The following is a 15,922-nucleotide window of genomic DNA, read 5'->3' as shown; positions in this document are numbered from 1 at the left end:
GGCGCGCTCACCTGGCGCCAGAACATTTCGAGTGCCCAGCCTCCGGCGACGTACCAGGGCACCTCGATTCCCCGGAGGCGGCCGACGATCCGCTCCAGGGACCAGGGGGCTGCCCAGCGGGCGTCGATCTCGGCGGGGGTGAGGCGCAGGCCGCCTTGGGGGGTGTCGGACATGGGGGCAGTCTGGGGGAGCGGGGCGGGCGGCGCTACAGCCACCCCTGCTGCCGTGCCGCGCGTACCGCCTCCATGCGGTTGCGGGTGCCTGTCTTGCCGATGGCGGAGGACAGGTAGTTGCGGATCGTGGACTCCGAGAGATGCAGCTTGGCCGCGATGTCGGCGACGGTCGCGCCGTCCACCGCCGCGTTCAGGACGTCGCACTCGCGGGCCGTCAGGGGGCTGGGGCCGGAGCTGAGGGCGGCGACCGCGAGGGCCGGGTCGATGACGGTTTCGCCGGTGAGGACGCGGCGGACGGCGGCGGCGAGTTCCTCGACCGGGCCGTCCTTGACCAGGAAGCCGACCGCGCCGGCGTCCATGGCGCGACGCAGGTAGCCGGGGCGGCCGAAGGTGGTGAGGATCATGACCTTGCAGTCGGGGGTCTCGGTGCGGAGCAGGGCCGCCGCGTCCAGGCCGGTCATGCCGGGGAGTTCGATGTCGAGGAGGGCGACGTCCGGGCGGGAGTCGAGGGCGGCGTCGACGATCCTGTCCCCGGCGGCCACCTGGGCGACGACCTCCATGTCGTGCTCCAGGCCGAGCAGGAGGGCGAGGGCGCCGCGCATCATGCCTTGGTCCTCGGCGAGGAGGATGCGGATCATTTGGTCAGCTCCAGCTGTGTGTCGACCGGCAGTTCGGCCTTCACCAGGAAGCCGCCGCGCGGTCCCGGGCCCGCGGTGAGGGAGCCGCCGGCCGCCGCGAGGCGTTCGGTGAGGCCCTTGAGTCCGGTGCCGGTACGCACGAGGGTGGGGGCCGAGGTGCTGCCCGTCCTGGATCCGTCCTGTTCGGATCGTACGTCGCGGCCGTCGTCCGCGATCTCCAGCAGGACCCGGTCGGGGGCGCCCTTCACCGTGATCGTGCAGTGGGTCGCGGCGTCGGCGTGCCGTACGACATTGGTGACCGCCTCGCGGACCACCCAGCCGAGGAGAGCCGACGGCTGGGGTTCCAGGGGTGGGCCCGACTGGCGTACCGAGGGGGTGATCCCGGCGGCGGTGAGGGCCGACCGGGCGCCGTCCAGCTCGGTGGTGAGACTGCCCTCGCGGTAGCCGGTGACGGCCTCGCGGATCTCGGTGAGGGCCTGGCGGCCGACCGATTCGATGTCGTTGACCTGGGCGAGGGCCGCGTCCAGATGGGTGGGGGCCAGCCGGCGGGCGGCCTCGGACTTCACCACGATCACCGAGAGGGTGTGGCCGAGCAGGTCGTGCAGGTCGCGGGAGAAGCGGAGGCGTTCCTTCTCGACGGCGGTACGGGCCAGCTCCTGACGGGTCTCGCGGAGTTCCTTGACCGTGTCGGCGAGGGTCAGGATGGCGGAGGTGACCAGACCGGAGATCAGGGTTCCGTACGCGACGTTGATCGCGCCCCAGCCGTCCCGCCACCAGGCGATCGCACCCGCCAGCGCGGCCAGCACCAGCATCGCCCGGCCGACCTTGGGGCCCCGGATCACGGCGCCGGTGGCCAGAGCGAGCAGCGGCCAGAACAGCAGCCAGGGGCCGCCGTACCAGCCGGACACGAAACCGGTCATCAGGCCGAGGCCGACGAGCGCGAGCCTGGTGCTGCGGGCCTCCCGGGAACGTGGGTGGAAGGCGCGGAACACCACGTAGATGTAGAGGGAGTTGAAGGCGAGGAGGAAGACCGCGCCGATCCAGGGGTTGTCGGTCTTGCCCTGGAAGAGGTGGGAGAAGGCGCCCATGCCCATCAGCAGCCAGGGCAGCAGGGCGAAGCCGTTGGGCGGGCCCATGCGTTCGGACCGGTGGGTGTCCGGGGCACCGTCACCGGGCTGCCGCCGGGTGCGCCAGGCCCGTGTCAGAGCGTTGTTCTTCACCGTGCCACCTCTGGGTTGCGGTCCGCTGTTCACCGATGTCCGGATCCTGATCGGGCGCAGGCCCTCAGGCCGTCCGCGCGGCCTTGCGGTACGACAGCACAGCGTACGAGCCGAAGGCCAGCAGCCAGCCGGTGAGAACCGTCAGGGACAGCAGACCGGGCGCGCCGCCCAGCCCGGTCGAGGTGCCCAGCTCGGAGATCGCCTTGGTCGGGGTGTACGTCGCGATGCCCTGGAGCCAGCCGGGGAAGAACTGGGTCGGGAACCACAGCCCGCCCAGGATCGACAGCCCCAGGTTGCAGCCCACGTTCACCACGCCCGTGCTCTGCGCGGACAGCCGGTAGCCGTTGCCGAGGCCCAGCAGGGTGAAGGGCAGCGAGCCCAGCCAGAGCAGCGCGGCCAGCAGCCCCCACTGCCAGGCGGCCAGCCGGATCCCGCCCAGCAGCCCGCCCACCGCGAGCACCGCCAGAATCGCGGGGAGCACGACCACGGACGCGGTCAGCGCCCGGCCCACCACCACCTGTGCCGGGGTCATCGGGGTGATCCTCAGCTGACGCAGCCAGCCGAGCGCCTTGTCCTCGGCGACCCCGGTGCCCGCGGACATCGCCGCACCCATCGCGCCGTAGGCGGCCATGCCGACCATGGAGGCGGTCTTCCACCGGGCGTCGGCGCCGTCGCCGATGTTGGTGAACAGCAGGTACATCAGCACCGGCATCCCGATGCCGAAGATCACGAATCCGGTGTCGCGCAGGGTGCGCCGGGTCTCCAGGGCGACGTAGTCCCAGACGAGGGCCATCACACGTTCTCCTTCACGAGGGCGGTGGCGTCGATGGTGGCGGCGTCCGGGCCGGTGTCCCGCGAGTCGGCGCCGTTCGGGTCGGTGAGCTGGAGGAAGGCGTCCTCCAGGGTGGCCCGGGTGACTTCCAGGCCGCGTATCGCGCCCAGTTCCGCGAGGGCGATCACGGTGGCGTCCGAGTCGTCGGTACGGAGCCGGGCCCGGTCGCCCCGGACCTCGGCCTCGCTGACACCGGGCAGTTGGCCCAGGCCCTCGGTCGGGCGGCCCGCCAGGTCGAAGGAGACCAGATTGCCGCCCGCGCGGCGCTTGAGCCGCTCGCTGCTGCCGTCGGCGACGATCCGGCCCCGGTCGATGACGACGATGCGGTCCGCGTTCTCGTCCGCCTCGGTGAGGTAGTGGGTGGAGAACAGCACGGTGTTGCCCCGGGCCGCGTACCGCCGCGTCGACTCCCACAGGGCGCGGCGCGCCTCCACGTCCAGGGCGGCGGTGGGCTCGTCCAGCACGATCAGCTCCGGGTTGCCGACCAGCGCGATGGCGAACCGGACCCGCTGGATCTGCCCGCCGGAGAGCCTGTCGGCGCGACGCGGCCCGAACTCCCGTATCCCCGCCAGGTCCAGCGCCTCGTCGACGGGCATCGGCGAGGGGTACGTCTTCGAGACGAAGGTGACCAGCTCGCGGACCGTCACCCGGGGGATCGGCCGCCCGTCCTGGAGCATCGCGCCGACCCGGCCCGCCTGTACGGCCGTCGCGGGGGCGCCGCCGAAGAGGTGGACGCTGCCGGTGTCGGGGTCGTCCAGGCCGAGCAGCAGGCCCAGAGCGGTGGACTTGCCCGCGCCGTTGCGGCCGAGCAGGGCGACCCTCTCGCCGGGGCGCAGGACGAGGTCGATGCCGTCCACGGCGCGCACCTGGCCGTAGGCCTTGGTGGCGGCGGTGAAACGGACTGCCGGCGGTTCGTCCTGGGTGTGGTCCTCGGGTGTGTGGCTCATGCTGAAAACGCTACGGAGCTGGGGAGTTGGCCGGTAGCGCGGCATGTACTGGGTGCACCAGTACAAATGTCACGGGTGGTGGCCGCGCGGGACGACGGGCGCCCGGCGGTTTACCTGACGGATCGTCACGCATCGTCTTCCCAACCCGGGCGGGGTGCGTTATACATGGGGCCATCGGCCTAGAACGCGTTCTAGAAGTGGGGCGTGCGACGGGCCGGTCCCGTACGACCCCGGCGTGGCCGACGGTGCGGACGGCCGCGCCGGGGTCTCCCGTCGCCAGCCCACCCAGGGACGTTCAAGGAGCTTTGCGCCCATGCCCATTGATGTCGCGAAGGCACTCGCTGCCGACCCCCGGACCTCCCCCATTTCCTGGGGCCACAAGGACGTCCAGCTCTACCACCTGGGCCTCGGCGCGGGCATCCCCGCCACCGACCCCGGCGAACTGCGCTACACCCTCGAATCCCGGCTGCACGTACTGCCCAGCTTCGCCACCGTCGCGGGCGCGGGCATGGCCGCGATGGGCGGCCTCGCCGCACCCGGCATCGAGATCGACCTCGCCGCCGTCCTCCACGGCGGGCAGAGTGTGCGGGTCCACCGCCCGATCCCGGTCACCGGCGAGGCCACCCAGACCTCCACCGTCAGCGCCGTGTACGACAAGGGCAAGGCGGCCGTGATCGTGCTGCGCTCCGAGACCTCGGACGCCGACGGCCCGCTGTGGACCAGCGACTCCTCCATCTTCGTCCGGGGAGAGGGCGGCTTCGGCGGTGAACGAGGGCCCTCCGAACGTCTCGAAGTGCCGTCCCGAGAACCGGCGTTCACCGTCGAGCGGCCCATCCGCGAGGAGCAGGCGCTGCTCTACCGGCTCTCCGGCGACTTCAACCCCCTGCACGCCGACCCCGAGTTCGCGAAGCTGGCGGGCTTCGACAAGCCGATCCTGCACGGGCTGTGCTCGTACGGCATGACGCTCAAGGCGGTCGTCGACACGGTGCTCGGCGGGGAGGTGGGCCGGGTGACCTCGTACCGCACCCGCTTCGCCGGGATCGTCTTCCCCGGGGAGACCCTCCGCATCCGGATGTGGACCCAGCAGGGGCGAATCCAGGTGGTGGTGACGGCCGTCGAGCGCGAGGACGCGCCGGTCCTCGCGGACACCGTGGTCGAGCACCGGGCGTAGGCCGGACACGCCCGGCCCAGGCTCCCGTAGTCCGAGCGCCCGCAAGCCGAGCGCCCCGCATCCCGAGCGCCCCGCATCCCGAGCACCCGTACAGAAGCACAGTCCGCACCTCGTGAACCCGTGAGGGGAGTCATGCCATGCGCGCAGCCGTACTGCACGAGATAGGCCAGGACAAGCTCGAAGTCCACGACGACGTCGAAGCGGTGGGCTTCGGCCCCGGAAAGGTCAGGATCCGGGTACGGGCGACGGGCCTGTGCCACTCCGACGTCTCGGCGATGAGCGGCGTACTCCCGCAGCCCGCTCCCTTCATCCCGGGCCACGAGGGCGCGGGCGAGATCATGGACGTCGGCGACGGCGTCACCGGCCTCTCGGCGGGGGACCGGGTGCTGGTGTGCTGGCTGCCCGCCTGCGGCAGCTGCGCCGCCTGCAAGCGCGGCCAGACCCACCTGTGTCTCGCCGGGTTCATGAACGCCGGCACCCCCAACTTCAAGCGCCCGGGCGGCGATGTCTTCGGCTTCGCCGGCACCGGCACCTTCACCGAGGAGGTCGTGGTCGACGCCGGCTGCGCGGTGCCGATCCCCGACGACGTCCCCTTCGAGATCGCCGCGCTGATCGGCTGCGGGGTCACCACCGGGCTCGGCGCCGCCATCAACACCGCCCAGGTGGAGGCCGGTTCCTCGGTCGTCGTCATCGGCTGCGGGGGCGTCGGCATCTCCGCGATCCAGGGCGCCCGGGTGCAGGGCGCGGCCCAGGTCGTCGCCGTCGACCCGGTCGCCTCCCGCCGCGAGGCGGCCCTGCGCTTCGGCGCCACCGAGGCCGTCTCGCCGGACGGGCTCGCCGACGCCAAACAGCGGATCACCGCCGGTGAGGGCTTCGACTACGTCTTCGAGGTCGTCGGCAAGTCCGCCACCGCCCGCATCGCCTACGAGACCACCCGGCGCGGCGGCACCCTCTGCGTCGTCGGCGCGGGCGCGATGGACGACCACTTCCAGGTCAACATGTTCGAGCTGTTCTTCGACGAGAAGCGGATCCTGCCCTCGATGTACGGCGGCGGGGACGTCCTGCGTGCGTACGAGCGGGCCGTCGCGCTCTGGCGGGCGGGCCGCATCGACCTCGAATCGATGATCACCCACCGGGTCCAACTGGCCGAGATCAACGAGGCGTTGGAGCAGATGCGCACGGGCGTGGCCCTGCGTACCTCCATCGCCCTCTGATCCCACCTCCCACTCCCGCCGGCCCCGCCCCCCTCTTCCCTCCTCTCCTCTGACCTTGAAGGAGCTGTGTGATGTCCCTGCCGCTCGAAGGACTGTCCGCGATCGTCACCGGCGCGGGCCGTGGCCTGGGCCGCGCCGAAGCCCTGGAACTCGCCAGGCTCGGCGCGTGCGTCGTCGTCAACGACTTCGGGCAGCCGGGACGCGACGGTTCCGGCGACGCCTCCGCCACCCCCGCCGAGTCGGTTGCGCAGGAGATCCGGGCGGCGGGCGGCGGGGCGGTCGCCCACCAGGGCGACGTCGCCGACTTCGAGCAGGCCCGTGAGCTGGTCGAACTCGCCATCAGCGAGTTCGGCAAGCTCGACATCCTGGTCAACAACGCGGGCATCCTGCGTGACCGGATGATCTTCTCGATGAGCGAGCAGGAGTGGGACACGGTCATCCGGGTCCACCTCAAGGGCCACTTCAACACCACCCACTTCGCCTCCGTCCACTGGCGCGCACGCTCCAAGGCGGCGGGCGGCCCCGTCTACGGGCGGGTGATCAACACCTCCTCGGAGGCGTACCTGGCCGGATCGGCGGGCCAGCCCAACTACGCGGCCGCCAAGGGCGGCATCGTCGGCCTCACCACCTCCACCGCCATGGCCCTCGGCAAGTACGGCGTCACGGCCAACGCGATCTGCCCGCGCGCCCGCACCCGTATGACGGAGGACGTCTTCGCGGGCTACCAGGAGCCGAGCGCCCCCGACCAGCTCGACCCGCTCTCGCCCGAGCACGTGGCCCCGCTGGTCGGCTATCTGGCCTCACCGGCCGCCGCCCGGGCCAACGGTCAACTCCTGGTCGTGCACGGGGGAATGGTGGCCGTCATGGAACGCCCCAAGGTCGCCGCCAAGTTCGACACGGCCAAGGACGTCTTCTCGTACGAGGAACTGGACGAGGCACTGGGCGGGTTCTTCGCGGGGCGGCCGGAAGGGGAGACCTTCGGCGCGGGTGAGGTGCTGGGGCTGAAGCACGGATAGCCCTCGCACCAGGAGCGCGGCGGGGTCGCACATACGACGAGGCCGGGTCCGCGGAGGGGGTGTCTCCCTTCGCGGACCCGGCCTCGCCGTCGCTCGTGGTGCGGCGCCGGTTACGCGTCCCGCCGGTGGCGCCCGTGTGCCGGAGCGGTCGGCTCCTCCGCCGGGGCCGCGTGACCCCGATGCTTTCCGGGGCCGACGGGTCCGCCCTGAGCCGGGACCGTGGTCTGCGGTCGGGCCTGGGTCGGAGCCTGCTCGGTGAGGGTCTCGGACATGTGGGAAGTCACCCCGTCAACAAATCGCTTACATACGTACGCCCAGGTCCGCCTGCCCCCGGGCCCGCGAGTCTAACCGCCGGGACGGATGTGGTTCAGCGGGTTTGTCGCGCCCCCGAGAAGGGTGGGGACGGGCACCGGGACCCGTATCGCGACGGTCATCCGCACCATTTCCGGGGCGGCGGCGTGCGCGGAGGGGAGAGGGGTGCTGGTGGGGAAGGAGGTGAAGGCGGGCGGCTTTGGAGCGGGAGTGGGGGGCGTGATTCGGGTCACCTGGGTGAGCGGTGTGGGGGCCGGCACGGTGTCCTGCGGCACGTCCGGCAGGTCCGGCACGTCCGGCACGTCCGGCGCCTCCGGAGCAGGGGCCCAGGCCGGTGCCGGACGGCTGCCGATGCGGTGCAACCGGCCGGTCAACGTGGCCTGTTGAAGAGGTACGGGCCTCCAGCCGGCCGCGGTGTCCCCGGTGCGCCCGTCAGGTGGCGCCGGCACCTCCTCCCGCACGGCGGAAAAGGCCCCGTCCATCGCAGAAGAAGCCCCGTGCGCGGCAGAAGAAGCCCCGTGCGCGGGGGAAGAAGCCTCTTCCTCCTCCGTCGACGGCACACACGCCTGAGCCACCCCGCACGGCACCTCGGCCGTCACGAACGGCAGCCGCAGCACGCCGTCCCGCGTCCAGAGCCCCGAGCCCGTCAACCACCCGTTGGGGGCGGCCAGTTGGTGCAGCCTGCCGTCGGTGGGGCGCCAGGTGCCGACCCAGCTCGCGGAGGGGGCCCCGGACCCGGCCGGCCGGTCGATCCGTACCGCCACCGCGCAGGACTCCGGCGTCAGCACCTGCCCCGGCTGGGACGCGAAGGGGGTGAGCGCGCAGTCCCCGACCCGCAGGGAATCCGGGAAGCGGACCGGGCGGGTGGAGCCGAGCACGCCCCACCCCAGCCGGTCCTCGCCCGGCGCGTCCGAGCGGATCACGATCAGTCCGCTGTCCGCGTCGGCGAGCAGCAGCCGGTCGTTGCTGGACTCGGCGATCTGGAGGAGCGGGGTCACCTCACCGCCGCGCTCCAGGTCCACGGCGACGGACTTGACCACGCCGCCCTCCGACTCCCGGTCCAGCGCCAGCATCCGCCCGGCGCCGTCCAGCCAGACGCCCCCGGTGCAGCGGCCCCGTACCTCCGCCACGTGCTCGGGCCCGAAGGCGCCCCCGGCGACCAGCCACAGCGCGGTCGAGTGCGGACCGACGGCGAGCGCGTACGCGGACGTGCCGTCCGGGGCGGGGGGCAGCAGGGTCAGCGGCCCTTGGGTGAACTCGACTGCTCCCAGCGGGAGTTCCCCCGTCGCGGGGCCCGTCGGGTACAGCAGGGAGAAGAGGTGCCGGCCAGACGTCTCGCGGTGGATCAGCACCCGCCCGTCGGTCAGCGGCAGCACCTCGGTGCCGGGCTCCTCGGGCTGGTCCGCGGGGAGCGGCACCGCGTACGGCTCGGGGCCGTCCAGCGTCCAGCGCTCCGGGAACCACGCCTCCCCGCTGCCGGCCAGCCGAGCGGCGTACGAACCGTCCGCGGCGATCGTGAATACGGGGCGCCGCACCGCACCGCCCTCCGGGGCGGTCTCGATGGCACAGGCAGTCATGAACCGTCACCTCCGCCCGCGACGCTAGTTTTCACTTTTCGCGTACGACAACAGAGTCAGGCCACTTCACACATAAGGGTGAGCGTCCGGTCATTCCAGCGAAAGGGGAGGGGTGGGTGTGCTCAGGGGGGGACCGGGGGTGCGGATCAGGGGCGGCTGCGGCTGCCCTTAAGGTTAGGTTCGCCTAAGTATTTGATAAGCGCTGGTTGCCCTGAGCGCTGTGCCGGAAGCGAGTCCTCCCATGTCGTCGTCCCTCATACGCCGTCGCGGCACTGCCGCCGTCACCCTCGCGGTCGCCGCCGCGCTCGTCCTGTCCGCCTGCGGGGGCGGGGACGGAGCGAACGAGGGTGAGAAGAAGTCCGACGGCGGCAAGTCGGTCGCCCAGGGCGGCAAGGACTTCGGCAGCGCCGCGGAGAAGACCGCGCGGCTGGGCACCGACGCCAAGCCGGGGCAGTTCCCGAGGACCGTCAAGCACGCCATGGGGAGCACCGAGCTGAAGGCCGCGCCCAAGCGGGTCGTGGTGCTCGATGTGGGCGAGCTGGACAACGTCGTGTCGCTGGGCATGAAGCCCGTCGGCTGGGCGCCCTCCGAGGGCTCGCAGGCGCTGCCCGAGTACCTGAGGAAGAAGGGCGCCGGGGCGCCGAAGAGCGTCGGCACCGTCAACAGCCTCAACATGGAGGCGATCCTCGCCCTCAAGCCCGACCTCATCCTGGGCAGCAAGCTGCGCGCCGAGAAGCAGTACAAGCTGCTCTCCGAGATCGCCCCGACGGTCTTCTCCATCCGGCCCGGCTTCACCTGGCAGGAGAACCTCAGGCTGAACGCGGCCGCCCTCGACAAGAGCGCGGAGGCCGACGCCCAGCTCGCCGCGTACGAGAAGAAGGCCAAGCAGCTCGGCACCGATGTCGCCGCGGCGCACGGCGGCAAGAAGCCGGTGATCACCATGCTGCGCTACATGCCGGAGAAGACCCGGCTCTACGCCAGGGCCTCCTTCATCGGCACCATCCTCGACGACGCCGGCCTGCCCCGCCCCAAGAACCAGCAGGTCAACGACCTCGCGGCGGAGGTCAGCCCGGAGAAGATCGACGAGGCGGCGGCCGACTGGATCTTCACCGGGGTGTACGGCGACGCCAAGGCCACCAAGCGCGACAAGGCCGAGGCCAACCCGCTCTGGAACAAGCTGGACGCGGTGCGCGAGGGCCGGGCCAAGGACGTCCCGGACGAGACCTGGTACCTCGGTCTGGGCACCGCCGCCGCGGACGAGGTCCTCGCCGACCTCCGCGGCTTCCTGGTGAAGTAGTCCGGGAGTCCCCGGCCAGGCCGGAGGGGCACGGACGGCAGGTAGCCTTGCCTCCGTGCCCCGTCTGTCTGAAGTCATCGCCGCACTCGACGCCCTCTGGCCCCCCGAGCGGGCCGAGAGCTGGGACGCCGTGGGTACGGTCTGTGGCGATCCGGACACCGAGGTGAACCGGGTCCTGTTCGCGGTCGACCCGGTCCAGGAGATCGCGGACGAGGCGCTGAAGCTGGGCGCCGGCCTGATCGTCACCCACCACCCGCTGTACCTGCGCGGTACGACGACGGTCGCGGCCACCCACTTCAAGGGCCGCGTGATCCACACCCTGATCAGGAACGACGTCGCGCTGCACGTCGCGCACACCAACGCCGACACCGCCGACCCCGGCGTCTCGGACGCCCTCGCGGCCGCGCTGGACCTCCGCGTCGTACGCCCGCTGGTACCGGATGCGAGCGATCCGCACGGGCGGCGCGGGCTCGGCCGGATCTGTGAGCTCGACCACCCGCAGACCGTGCGCGAGTTCGCCGCGCGCGCCGCCGCACGGCTGCCCGCCACCGCGCAGGGCATCCGCTTCGCGGGCGACCCCGACGCCACCGTACGTACCGTCGCCGTCAGCGGCGGATCCGGTGACAGCCTCTTTGCGCAGGTCCGGGCGGCGGGCGTGGACGCGTTCCTGACCGCCGACCTGCGCCACCACCCGGTCTCCGAGGCCCGTGAGACCGCCCCGGCCCCCGCGCTGATCGACGCCGCTCACTGGGCCACCGAGTGGCCCTGGTGCGAGCAGGCGGCGGCGCAACTCGAAACGATCTCCGACCGCGAGGGGTGGAACCTCCGCGTCCATGTCTCGCGGACGGTCACCGACCCCTGGACATCCCACTTCTCTTCTCCTGGAGCCCCCAACTGAACGCCGCGCCCGCCGACCAGATCCGACTTCTCGACGTCCAGGCCCTCGACGTACGGCTGTCCCAGCTCGACCACAAGCGCAGCTCGCTGCCCGAGCACGCCGAGATCGAGTCGCTCACCAAGGACCTCACCCAGCTGCGCGACCTGCTCGTCGCCGCGACCACGGAGGAGTCCGACACCGCCCGCGAGCAGACCAAGGCCGAGAGCGACGTCGACCAGGTCCGCCAGCGCGCCGCCCGCAACCAGCAGCGGCTGGACTCCGGGGCGATCACCTCCCCGAAGGACCTGGAGAACCTCCAGAAGGAGATCGTCTCGCTGGCCAAGCGCCAGGGTGACCTGGAGGACGTCGTCCTGGAGGTCATGGAGCGCCGCGAGTCCGCCCAGGAGCGCGCGGGCGAACTCAAGGGCCGGGTCGACTCCGTCCAGGCCAGGACCGACGACGCGACCGCCCGCCGGGACGCCGCCACCGCCGAGCTGGACGCGGAGATCGACAAGGTCTCCAAGGACCGCGCACTGGTGGTCGCCTCGGTCCCCGCCGACCTGGTCAAGCTGTACGAGAAGCTGCGCACCCAGTCCGGTGGTGTCGGCGCCGCCCGCCTGTACCAGCGCCGCTGCGAGGGCTGCCAGCTGGAGCTCAACATCACCGAGGTGATGGAGGTCCGCGCCGCCGCGCCGGACACGGTGCTGCGCTGCGAGAACTGCCGCCGCATCCTGGTCCGTACGTCCGACTCGGGGCTGTAGACAGCGATGACAACCGGCACCGTTCGCAGTCTGGTCGTGGAGGCCGACGGCGGCTCCCGGGGCAACCCGGGGCCCGCCGGCTACGGCGCGGTCGTCCTCGACCCGCAGACCGGCGAGACCCTCGCGGAGGCCGCCGAGTACATCGGCGTCGCCACGAACAACGTCGCCGAGTACAAGGGCCTGATCGCCGGGCTGAAGGCCGCCAGGGACCTCTTCCCGGATGCCCGGGTGCACGTCCGGATGGACTCCAAGCTGGTCGTCGAGCAGATGTCGGGCCGCTGGAAGATCAAGCACCCCGACATGAAGCCGCTCGCCGCCGAGGCCGCGACGATCCTGCCGCGCGCCCAGGTCCGCTACGAGTGGATCCCGCGCGAGAAGAACAAGCACGCGGACCGGCTCGCGAACGAGGCGATGGACGCGGGCAAGAAGGGCAAGCAGTGGGAGCCCTCGGGCTCGACCGCCGTACGTTCCGGGCCAGTCGCCGCCGTTCCGGAGCAGCCCCGGGTGGTCGGGGACGCCACCGCGGGTGCGGCCCGGGCCCGGGCGGCGCTGGCGGGGGCACGCTCCTCGACGGCCGTCGACGACGGTCTGTTCCCGCTCGACGAGGACCTCGCCCCCGCCGCTGAGGCTCCGTCAACTCCCACTGTCGGCTGGGGAGTCGCCGCCGATCTCGGCGAGGCCGCCACCCTGGTACTGCTCCGGCACGGCGAGACCCTGCTGACCCCGGAGAAGCGCTTCTCCGGCAGCGGCGGATCGGACCCGATGCTCTCGGCGGTCGGCCACAAGCAGGCGCAGGCGGTCGCCGCCTCGCTCGCCGCACGCGGCACCGTCCAGGCCATCGTCTCCTCGCCCCTGCTGCGCTGCCGCGAGACGGCGGACGCGGTCGCGCAGCGGCTCGGGCTGCCCGTGCAGGTCGAGGAGGACCTGCGCGAGACGGACTTCGGCGCCTGGGAGGGGCTGACGTTCGGTGAGGTCAAGGAGCGTTACGCCGAGGACCTCGACGCCTGGCTGGACTCGCCGGACGCGTCCCCGACCGGGGGCGGCGAGAGCTTCGCGGTGGTGGCCGAGCGGGTGGCCGCGGCGCGGGACCGGCTGACCGAGAAGTACGCGGGCCGAACGGTGCTGGTCGTCACGCACGTCACTCCGGTGAAGACGCTGGTGCGCCTCGCGCTGGGTGCGCCGCCCGCGTCGCTGTTCCGGATGGAGTTGTCGGCGGCGTCGCTGTCGGCCGTCGCCTACTACGCGGACGGCAACGCTTCGGTGCGGTTGCTGAACGACACCTCGCATCTGGCTTGAGCGGGTTCGTTCCGCGCGCACGAGGAAGCCCCGGTCCTTCGCGGACCGGGGCTTCCTCTCGTTTCCGGGCGTACGGGGGGTCGGCGTTCCTGAGCTTGCGCGGGCTCAGCGCAGCCCCGCCGCCTCGCGGGCCAGCGTCTCCACCCGGGCCCAGTCCTGCGTGGCCAGGGCGTCCGCCGGGAGCATCCATGTGCCGCCCACGCAGCCGACGTTGGGGAGCGAGAGGTAGGAGGGGGCGGAGGCGAGGGAGATGCCGCCGGTCGGGCAGAAACGGGCCTGGGGGAGCGGCCCGGACAGCGACTTGAGGTAGGCGGTGCCGCCGGCGGCCTCGGCGGGGAAGAACTTCATCTCGGTGACGCCGCGTTCGAGGAGGGCGACGACCTCGGAGGTGGTCGACACTCCGGGCAGGAACGGCACGCCGGACTCCCGCATCGCCGCCAGCAGGGTGTCCGTCCACCCCGGGCTCACCAGGAACCGCGCCCCGGCCGCCACGGAATCGGCCACCCCGGCGGGGGATATCACGGTCCCGGCACCCACGACCGCCTCCGGCACCTCGGCGGCGATCGCGCGGATCGCGTCCAGCGCGGCGGGGGTCCGCAGAGTCACCTCGATGGCGGGCAGCCCGCCGGCCACCAGGGCACGGGCCAGCGGGACCGCGTGCGTGACGTCCTTGATGACGACTACGGGGATCACGGGAGCGAGGGAGAGGAGGGAGGAAGGCATGAGGCCATCCTGCCGGGTGGGTGCAGTATGCACAACGAGTGTTGCGGAGGGTGCAACATGAGTGGGGTGAGGGATGGGGCGCCGCCGCGACTCCCTGCGCCGCGATGAGCAGCGCCTGCGCCGCGACTCCCTGCGCCGCGACTCCCTGCGCCGCGACCCCCTGCGCCGCGACTCCCTATGCCGCGATGAGCAGCGCCTCAGCGCCCACCGGCCGGTACCCCGCCGCCTGGAAGGCCCGTACGCTCCGCGCGTTCCCCGGTGCCTGCTGCGACCAGATCACCTCGCCCGCCGGAATCAGGTGCCGCGCCGACTCCGCGAGCGCGCGCCCCAGGCCCCGGTGCCGGGACTCCTCGTCCACCTCGATCGCCGTCTCCCAGCGCCCGGCGAGGCCCCGCCCGATGACCAGGATTCCACCGCCCTCGGACGACCAGACCCGCACCTCGTCGCGGTACTTGCGGGCCCGCGCCACCCGGGGGTGGCCGGGGTCCTGGATCTCGGTCAGCTCCAGCGGCGGCGGGCCGTCCAGGGCCGGGGCCAGGGTGAGGGAGCCGACGGTGTCCATCCGGCGCCCGGTGCGCGCCATCAGCGCGGCCAGGAAGACCGGGTGGAGGGAGGCGGAGAAGGGGTCCGGGCAGGCCGCCTCCAGCTGCGTACGGATCCAGTCGGGGTCCTCGTCCGAGAAGATCACCGAGTGCGCGGTGAACGCGACCACACCGGCGTCACGCGGGCTCGGCTGCGGCAGCACGAGCGTGCGACCGTCCGGCGGCGGGTACTGGCCCTGCGCCACCGAGGTCAATATGTCGCACAAAGAGCTGGGCACGTGGTTCCTCTGGAAGATGAGCGAAGACCGGCCGGGGCCGAGGCCGTCCGGGGCCGGACAGCCGGACCGAGCCGGAAAAACAACCTTTCCACTCTACGCGCATAAACCCGTGCGCCCCACCGCCCGCCGACCCCCGCCGAGGCGCAGTGGGCCGATCGCACCACCGCCCCTCCCCTCAGTGGATCTGCCGCACCACCACATCCAGCGCCCACGGCTTCCCCGCCCCGGCCGGCTCCTTCGCCTCCACCACATGCCCGAGGTCGCGCAGCGCCACCACCAGCTGGGCCGGGCCGGCCGGTGCGGCCCCGGCGACCAGCAGGTCCCGGACGATCCGCCCCTTGGTCGCCTTGTTGAAGTGGCTGACCACGGAACGCTTCTCGACGCCGTTCACCGTCTGCGCGTGCAGCACCCGCACCGTCGCCGTACGCCCCGCGATCTCCCCCTTCGGCTTCCACGCCGCCGCGTACGCGGCCGACCGCAGGTCGAGCACCAGCCCGTCCCCCGCGGCCTCGGGCATGACCTCCGCCATCGCCGGCCGCCAGTACGCCCCCAGCGCCCCGAGCCCCGGCAGCTTCACCCCCATCGAGCAGCGGTACGACGGAATCCGGTCACCGACCCCCACCGCCCCCCACAACCCCGAGAACACCAGCAGCCACTGCCGCGCACGCTTGCGGGCCGCCGCGTCCAGCGTGGCCAGGTCCAGGGCGTCGTACAGCACTCCCGTGTAGATCTCCCCGGCCGGACGCGTCCCGGCGCTCGGCAGCTCCGCGTTCTTCGCCACCTCGCCCCGCAGTCCCTCGCTCAGCCCGAGCACCTCGCGCGCCTTCTCCTCGTCGCCCCGGCACAGCTCCACCAGTTCGGCCAGCACCGCGGCCCGCGCCGTCGCGAGCCCCGGCAGCGACAGGGTCTCCGGCTTCAGCGGGGCGCCGCGCCCCGAAGCGGCCTTTCCTTCGGACGGTGGCAGGAGGACGAGCACCGGGTGACTCCTTCGTACGTACGTCGATGAACCAGGCAACCGTAATCCGCCACGACCGCAGACCGGACCACC

The 15,922-nt window shown here is 72.4% G+C and carries 14 protein-coding genes and 1 pseudogene; 7 read left to right on the top strand and 8 right to left on the bottom strand.

Annotated features, from left to right (window positions below; all coding sequences use genetic code 11):
* Positions 1-205: 205 nt before the first annotated feature.
* The 4 genes from ACIA73_RS09920 to ACIA73_RS09905 all read right to left on the bottom strand — a co-directional run bounded on the left by ACIA73_RS09920 (position 206) and on the right by ACIA73_RS09905 (position 3,810).
* Positions 206-811, bottom strand: a complete 606-nt coding sequence (locus ACIA73_RS09920; RefSeq protein ID WP_399437841.1) for a response regulator — start codon at positions 809-811, stop codon at positions 206-208.
* A complete protein-coding gene (locus tag ACIA73_RS09915; protein ID WP_399437840.1) occupies positions 808-2,031 on the bottom strand; it encodes a sensor histidine kinase in 1,224 nt (407 codons plus the stop codon). The genes ACIA73_RS09920 and ACIA73_RS09915 overlap by 4 nt, the downstream gene beginning before the upstream one ends.
* A 64-nt stretch (positions 2,032-2,095) precedes the next feature.
* On the bottom strand, positions 2,096-2,824 hold the full coding sequence (locus ACIA73_RS09910) for an ABC transporter permease (protein ID WP_399437839.1): 729 nt from the start codon (positions 2,822-2,824) through the stop codon (positions 2,096-2,098).
* Complete coding sequence (locus ACIA73_RS09905) at positions 2,824-3,810, bottom strand: ATP-binding cassette domain-containing protein (protein ID WP_399437838.1); 987 nt, start codon at positions 3,808-3,810, stop codon at positions 2,824-2,826. The genes ACIA73_RS09910 and ACIA73_RS09905 overlap by 1 nt, the downstream gene beginning before the upstream one ends.
* Before the next feature lie 313 nt (positions 3,811-4,123).
* Between ACIA73_RS09905 and ACIA73_RS09900 the strand changes: the two genes are divergently transcribed.
* From ACIA73_RS09900 to ACIA73_RS09890, 3 genes are all read left to right on the top strand, one after another.
* Positions 4,124-4,981, top strand: a complete 858-nt coding sequence (locus tag ACIA73_RS09900) for a MaoC/PaaZ C-terminal domain-containing protein (protein ID WP_399437837.1) — start codon at positions 4,124-4,126, stop codon at positions 4,979-4,981.
* 137 nt (positions 4,982-5,118) lie between these two features.
* Positions 5,119-6,195 carry an alcohol dehydrogenase catalytic domain-containing protein gene (locus tag ACIA73_RS09895; protein WP_399437836.1) on the top strand — a complete coding sequence of 359 codons (1,077 nt, stop codon included), beginning with the start codon at positions 5,119-5,121 and terminating at the stop codon, positions 6,193-6,195.
* A 71-nt stretch (positions 6,196-6,266) separates the two neighbouring features.
* Positions 6,267-7,211, top strand: a complete 945-nt coding sequence (locus ACIA73_RS09890) for a 3-oxoacyl-ACP reductase (RefSeq protein WP_399437835.1) — start codon at positions 6,267-6,269, stop codon at positions 7,209-7,211.
* 880 nt (positions 7,212-8,091) lie between these two features.
* On the opposite strand, the pseudogene ACIA73_RS09885 reads toward ACIA73_RS09890, so the two are convergent.
* Positions 8,092-9,100 (bottom strand): annotated as a pseudogene (locus ACIA73_RS09885) (hypothetical protein); the annotation flags it as partial.
* Positions 9,101-9,341: 241 nt separating this feature from the next.
* Here ACIA73_RS09885 and ACIA73_RS09880 point away from each other — a divergent pair.
* From ACIA73_RS09880 to ACIA73_RS09865, 4 genes are read left to right on the top strand one after another with little or no spacing between them, the layout of a single operon-like run.
* The gene (locus ACIA73_RS09880; protein WP_399437834.1) at positions 9,342-10,397 is read left to right on the top strand and encodes an ABC transporter substrate-binding protein; all 1,056 of its coding nucleotides are present in this window, start codon (positions 9,342-9,344) and stop codon (positions 10,395-10,397) included.
* A gap of 55 nt (positions 10,398-10,452) precedes the next feature.
* Positions 10,453-11,295: a Nif3-like dinuclear metal center hexameric protein gene (locus ACIA73_RS09875; protein ID WP_399437833.1), complete on the top strand. Its 843-nt coding sequence runs from the start codon at positions 10,453-10,455 to the stop codon at positions 11,293-11,295.
* Positions 11,292-12,035 (top strand): zinc ribbon domain-containing protein, encoded by a 744-nt coding sequence (locus tag ACIA73_RS09870; protein WP_399438046.1) that lies wholly within the window; start codon positions 11,292-11,294, stop codon positions 12,033-12,035. The genes ACIA73_RS09875 and ACIA73_RS09870 overlap by 4 nt, the downstream gene beginning before the upstream one ends.
* A gap of 6 nt (positions 12,036-12,041) precedes the next feature.
* Positions 12,042-13,331: a bifunctional RNase H/acid phosphatase gene (locus tag ACIA73_RS09865; RefSeq protein WP_399437832.1), complete on the top strand. Its 1,290-nt coding sequence runs from the start codon at positions 12,042-12,044 to the stop codon at positions 13,329-13,331.
* Between the two features lie 105 nt (positions 13,332-13,436).
* Here ACIA73_RS09865 and ACIA73_RS09860 read toward each other — a convergent pair whose 3' ends face one another.
* From ACIA73_RS09860 to yaaA, 3 genes are all read right to left on the bottom strand, one after another.
* The gene (locus tag ACIA73_RS09860; protein ID WP_399437831.1) at positions 13,437-14,054 is read right to left on the bottom strand and encodes a bifunctional 4-hydroxy-2-oxoglutarate aldolase/2-dehydro-3-deoxy-phosphogluconate aldolase; all 618 of its coding nucleotides are present in this window, start codon (positions 14,052-14,054) and stop codon (positions 13,437-13,439) included.
* 175 nt (positions 14,055-14,229) lie between these two features.
* Positions 14,230-14,874 (bottom strand): GNAT family N-acetyltransferase, encoded by a 645-nt coding sequence (locus ACIA73_RS09855; RefSeq protein WP_399437830.1) that lies wholly within the window; start codon positions 14,872-14,874, stop codon positions 14,230-14,232.
* A gap of 175 nt (positions 14,875-15,049) precedes the next feature.
* Positions 15,050-15,850, bottom strand: a complete 801-nt coding sequence (gene yaaA / locus ACIA73_RS09850) for a peroxide stress protein YaaA (protein ID WP_399437829.1) — start codon at positions 15,848-15,850, stop codon at positions 15,050-15,052.
* Positions 15,851-15,922: the final 72 nt, after the last annotated feature.

Source organism: Streptomyces sp. NPDC051561 (assembly GCF_044454195.1).
Lineage (GTDB): Bacteria > Actinomycetota > Actinomycetes > Streptomycetales > Streptomycetaceae > Streptomyces.
Note: the sequence above shows the minus strand (reverse complement) of the source record. Positions and strands in the feature narration are given on the sequence as shown.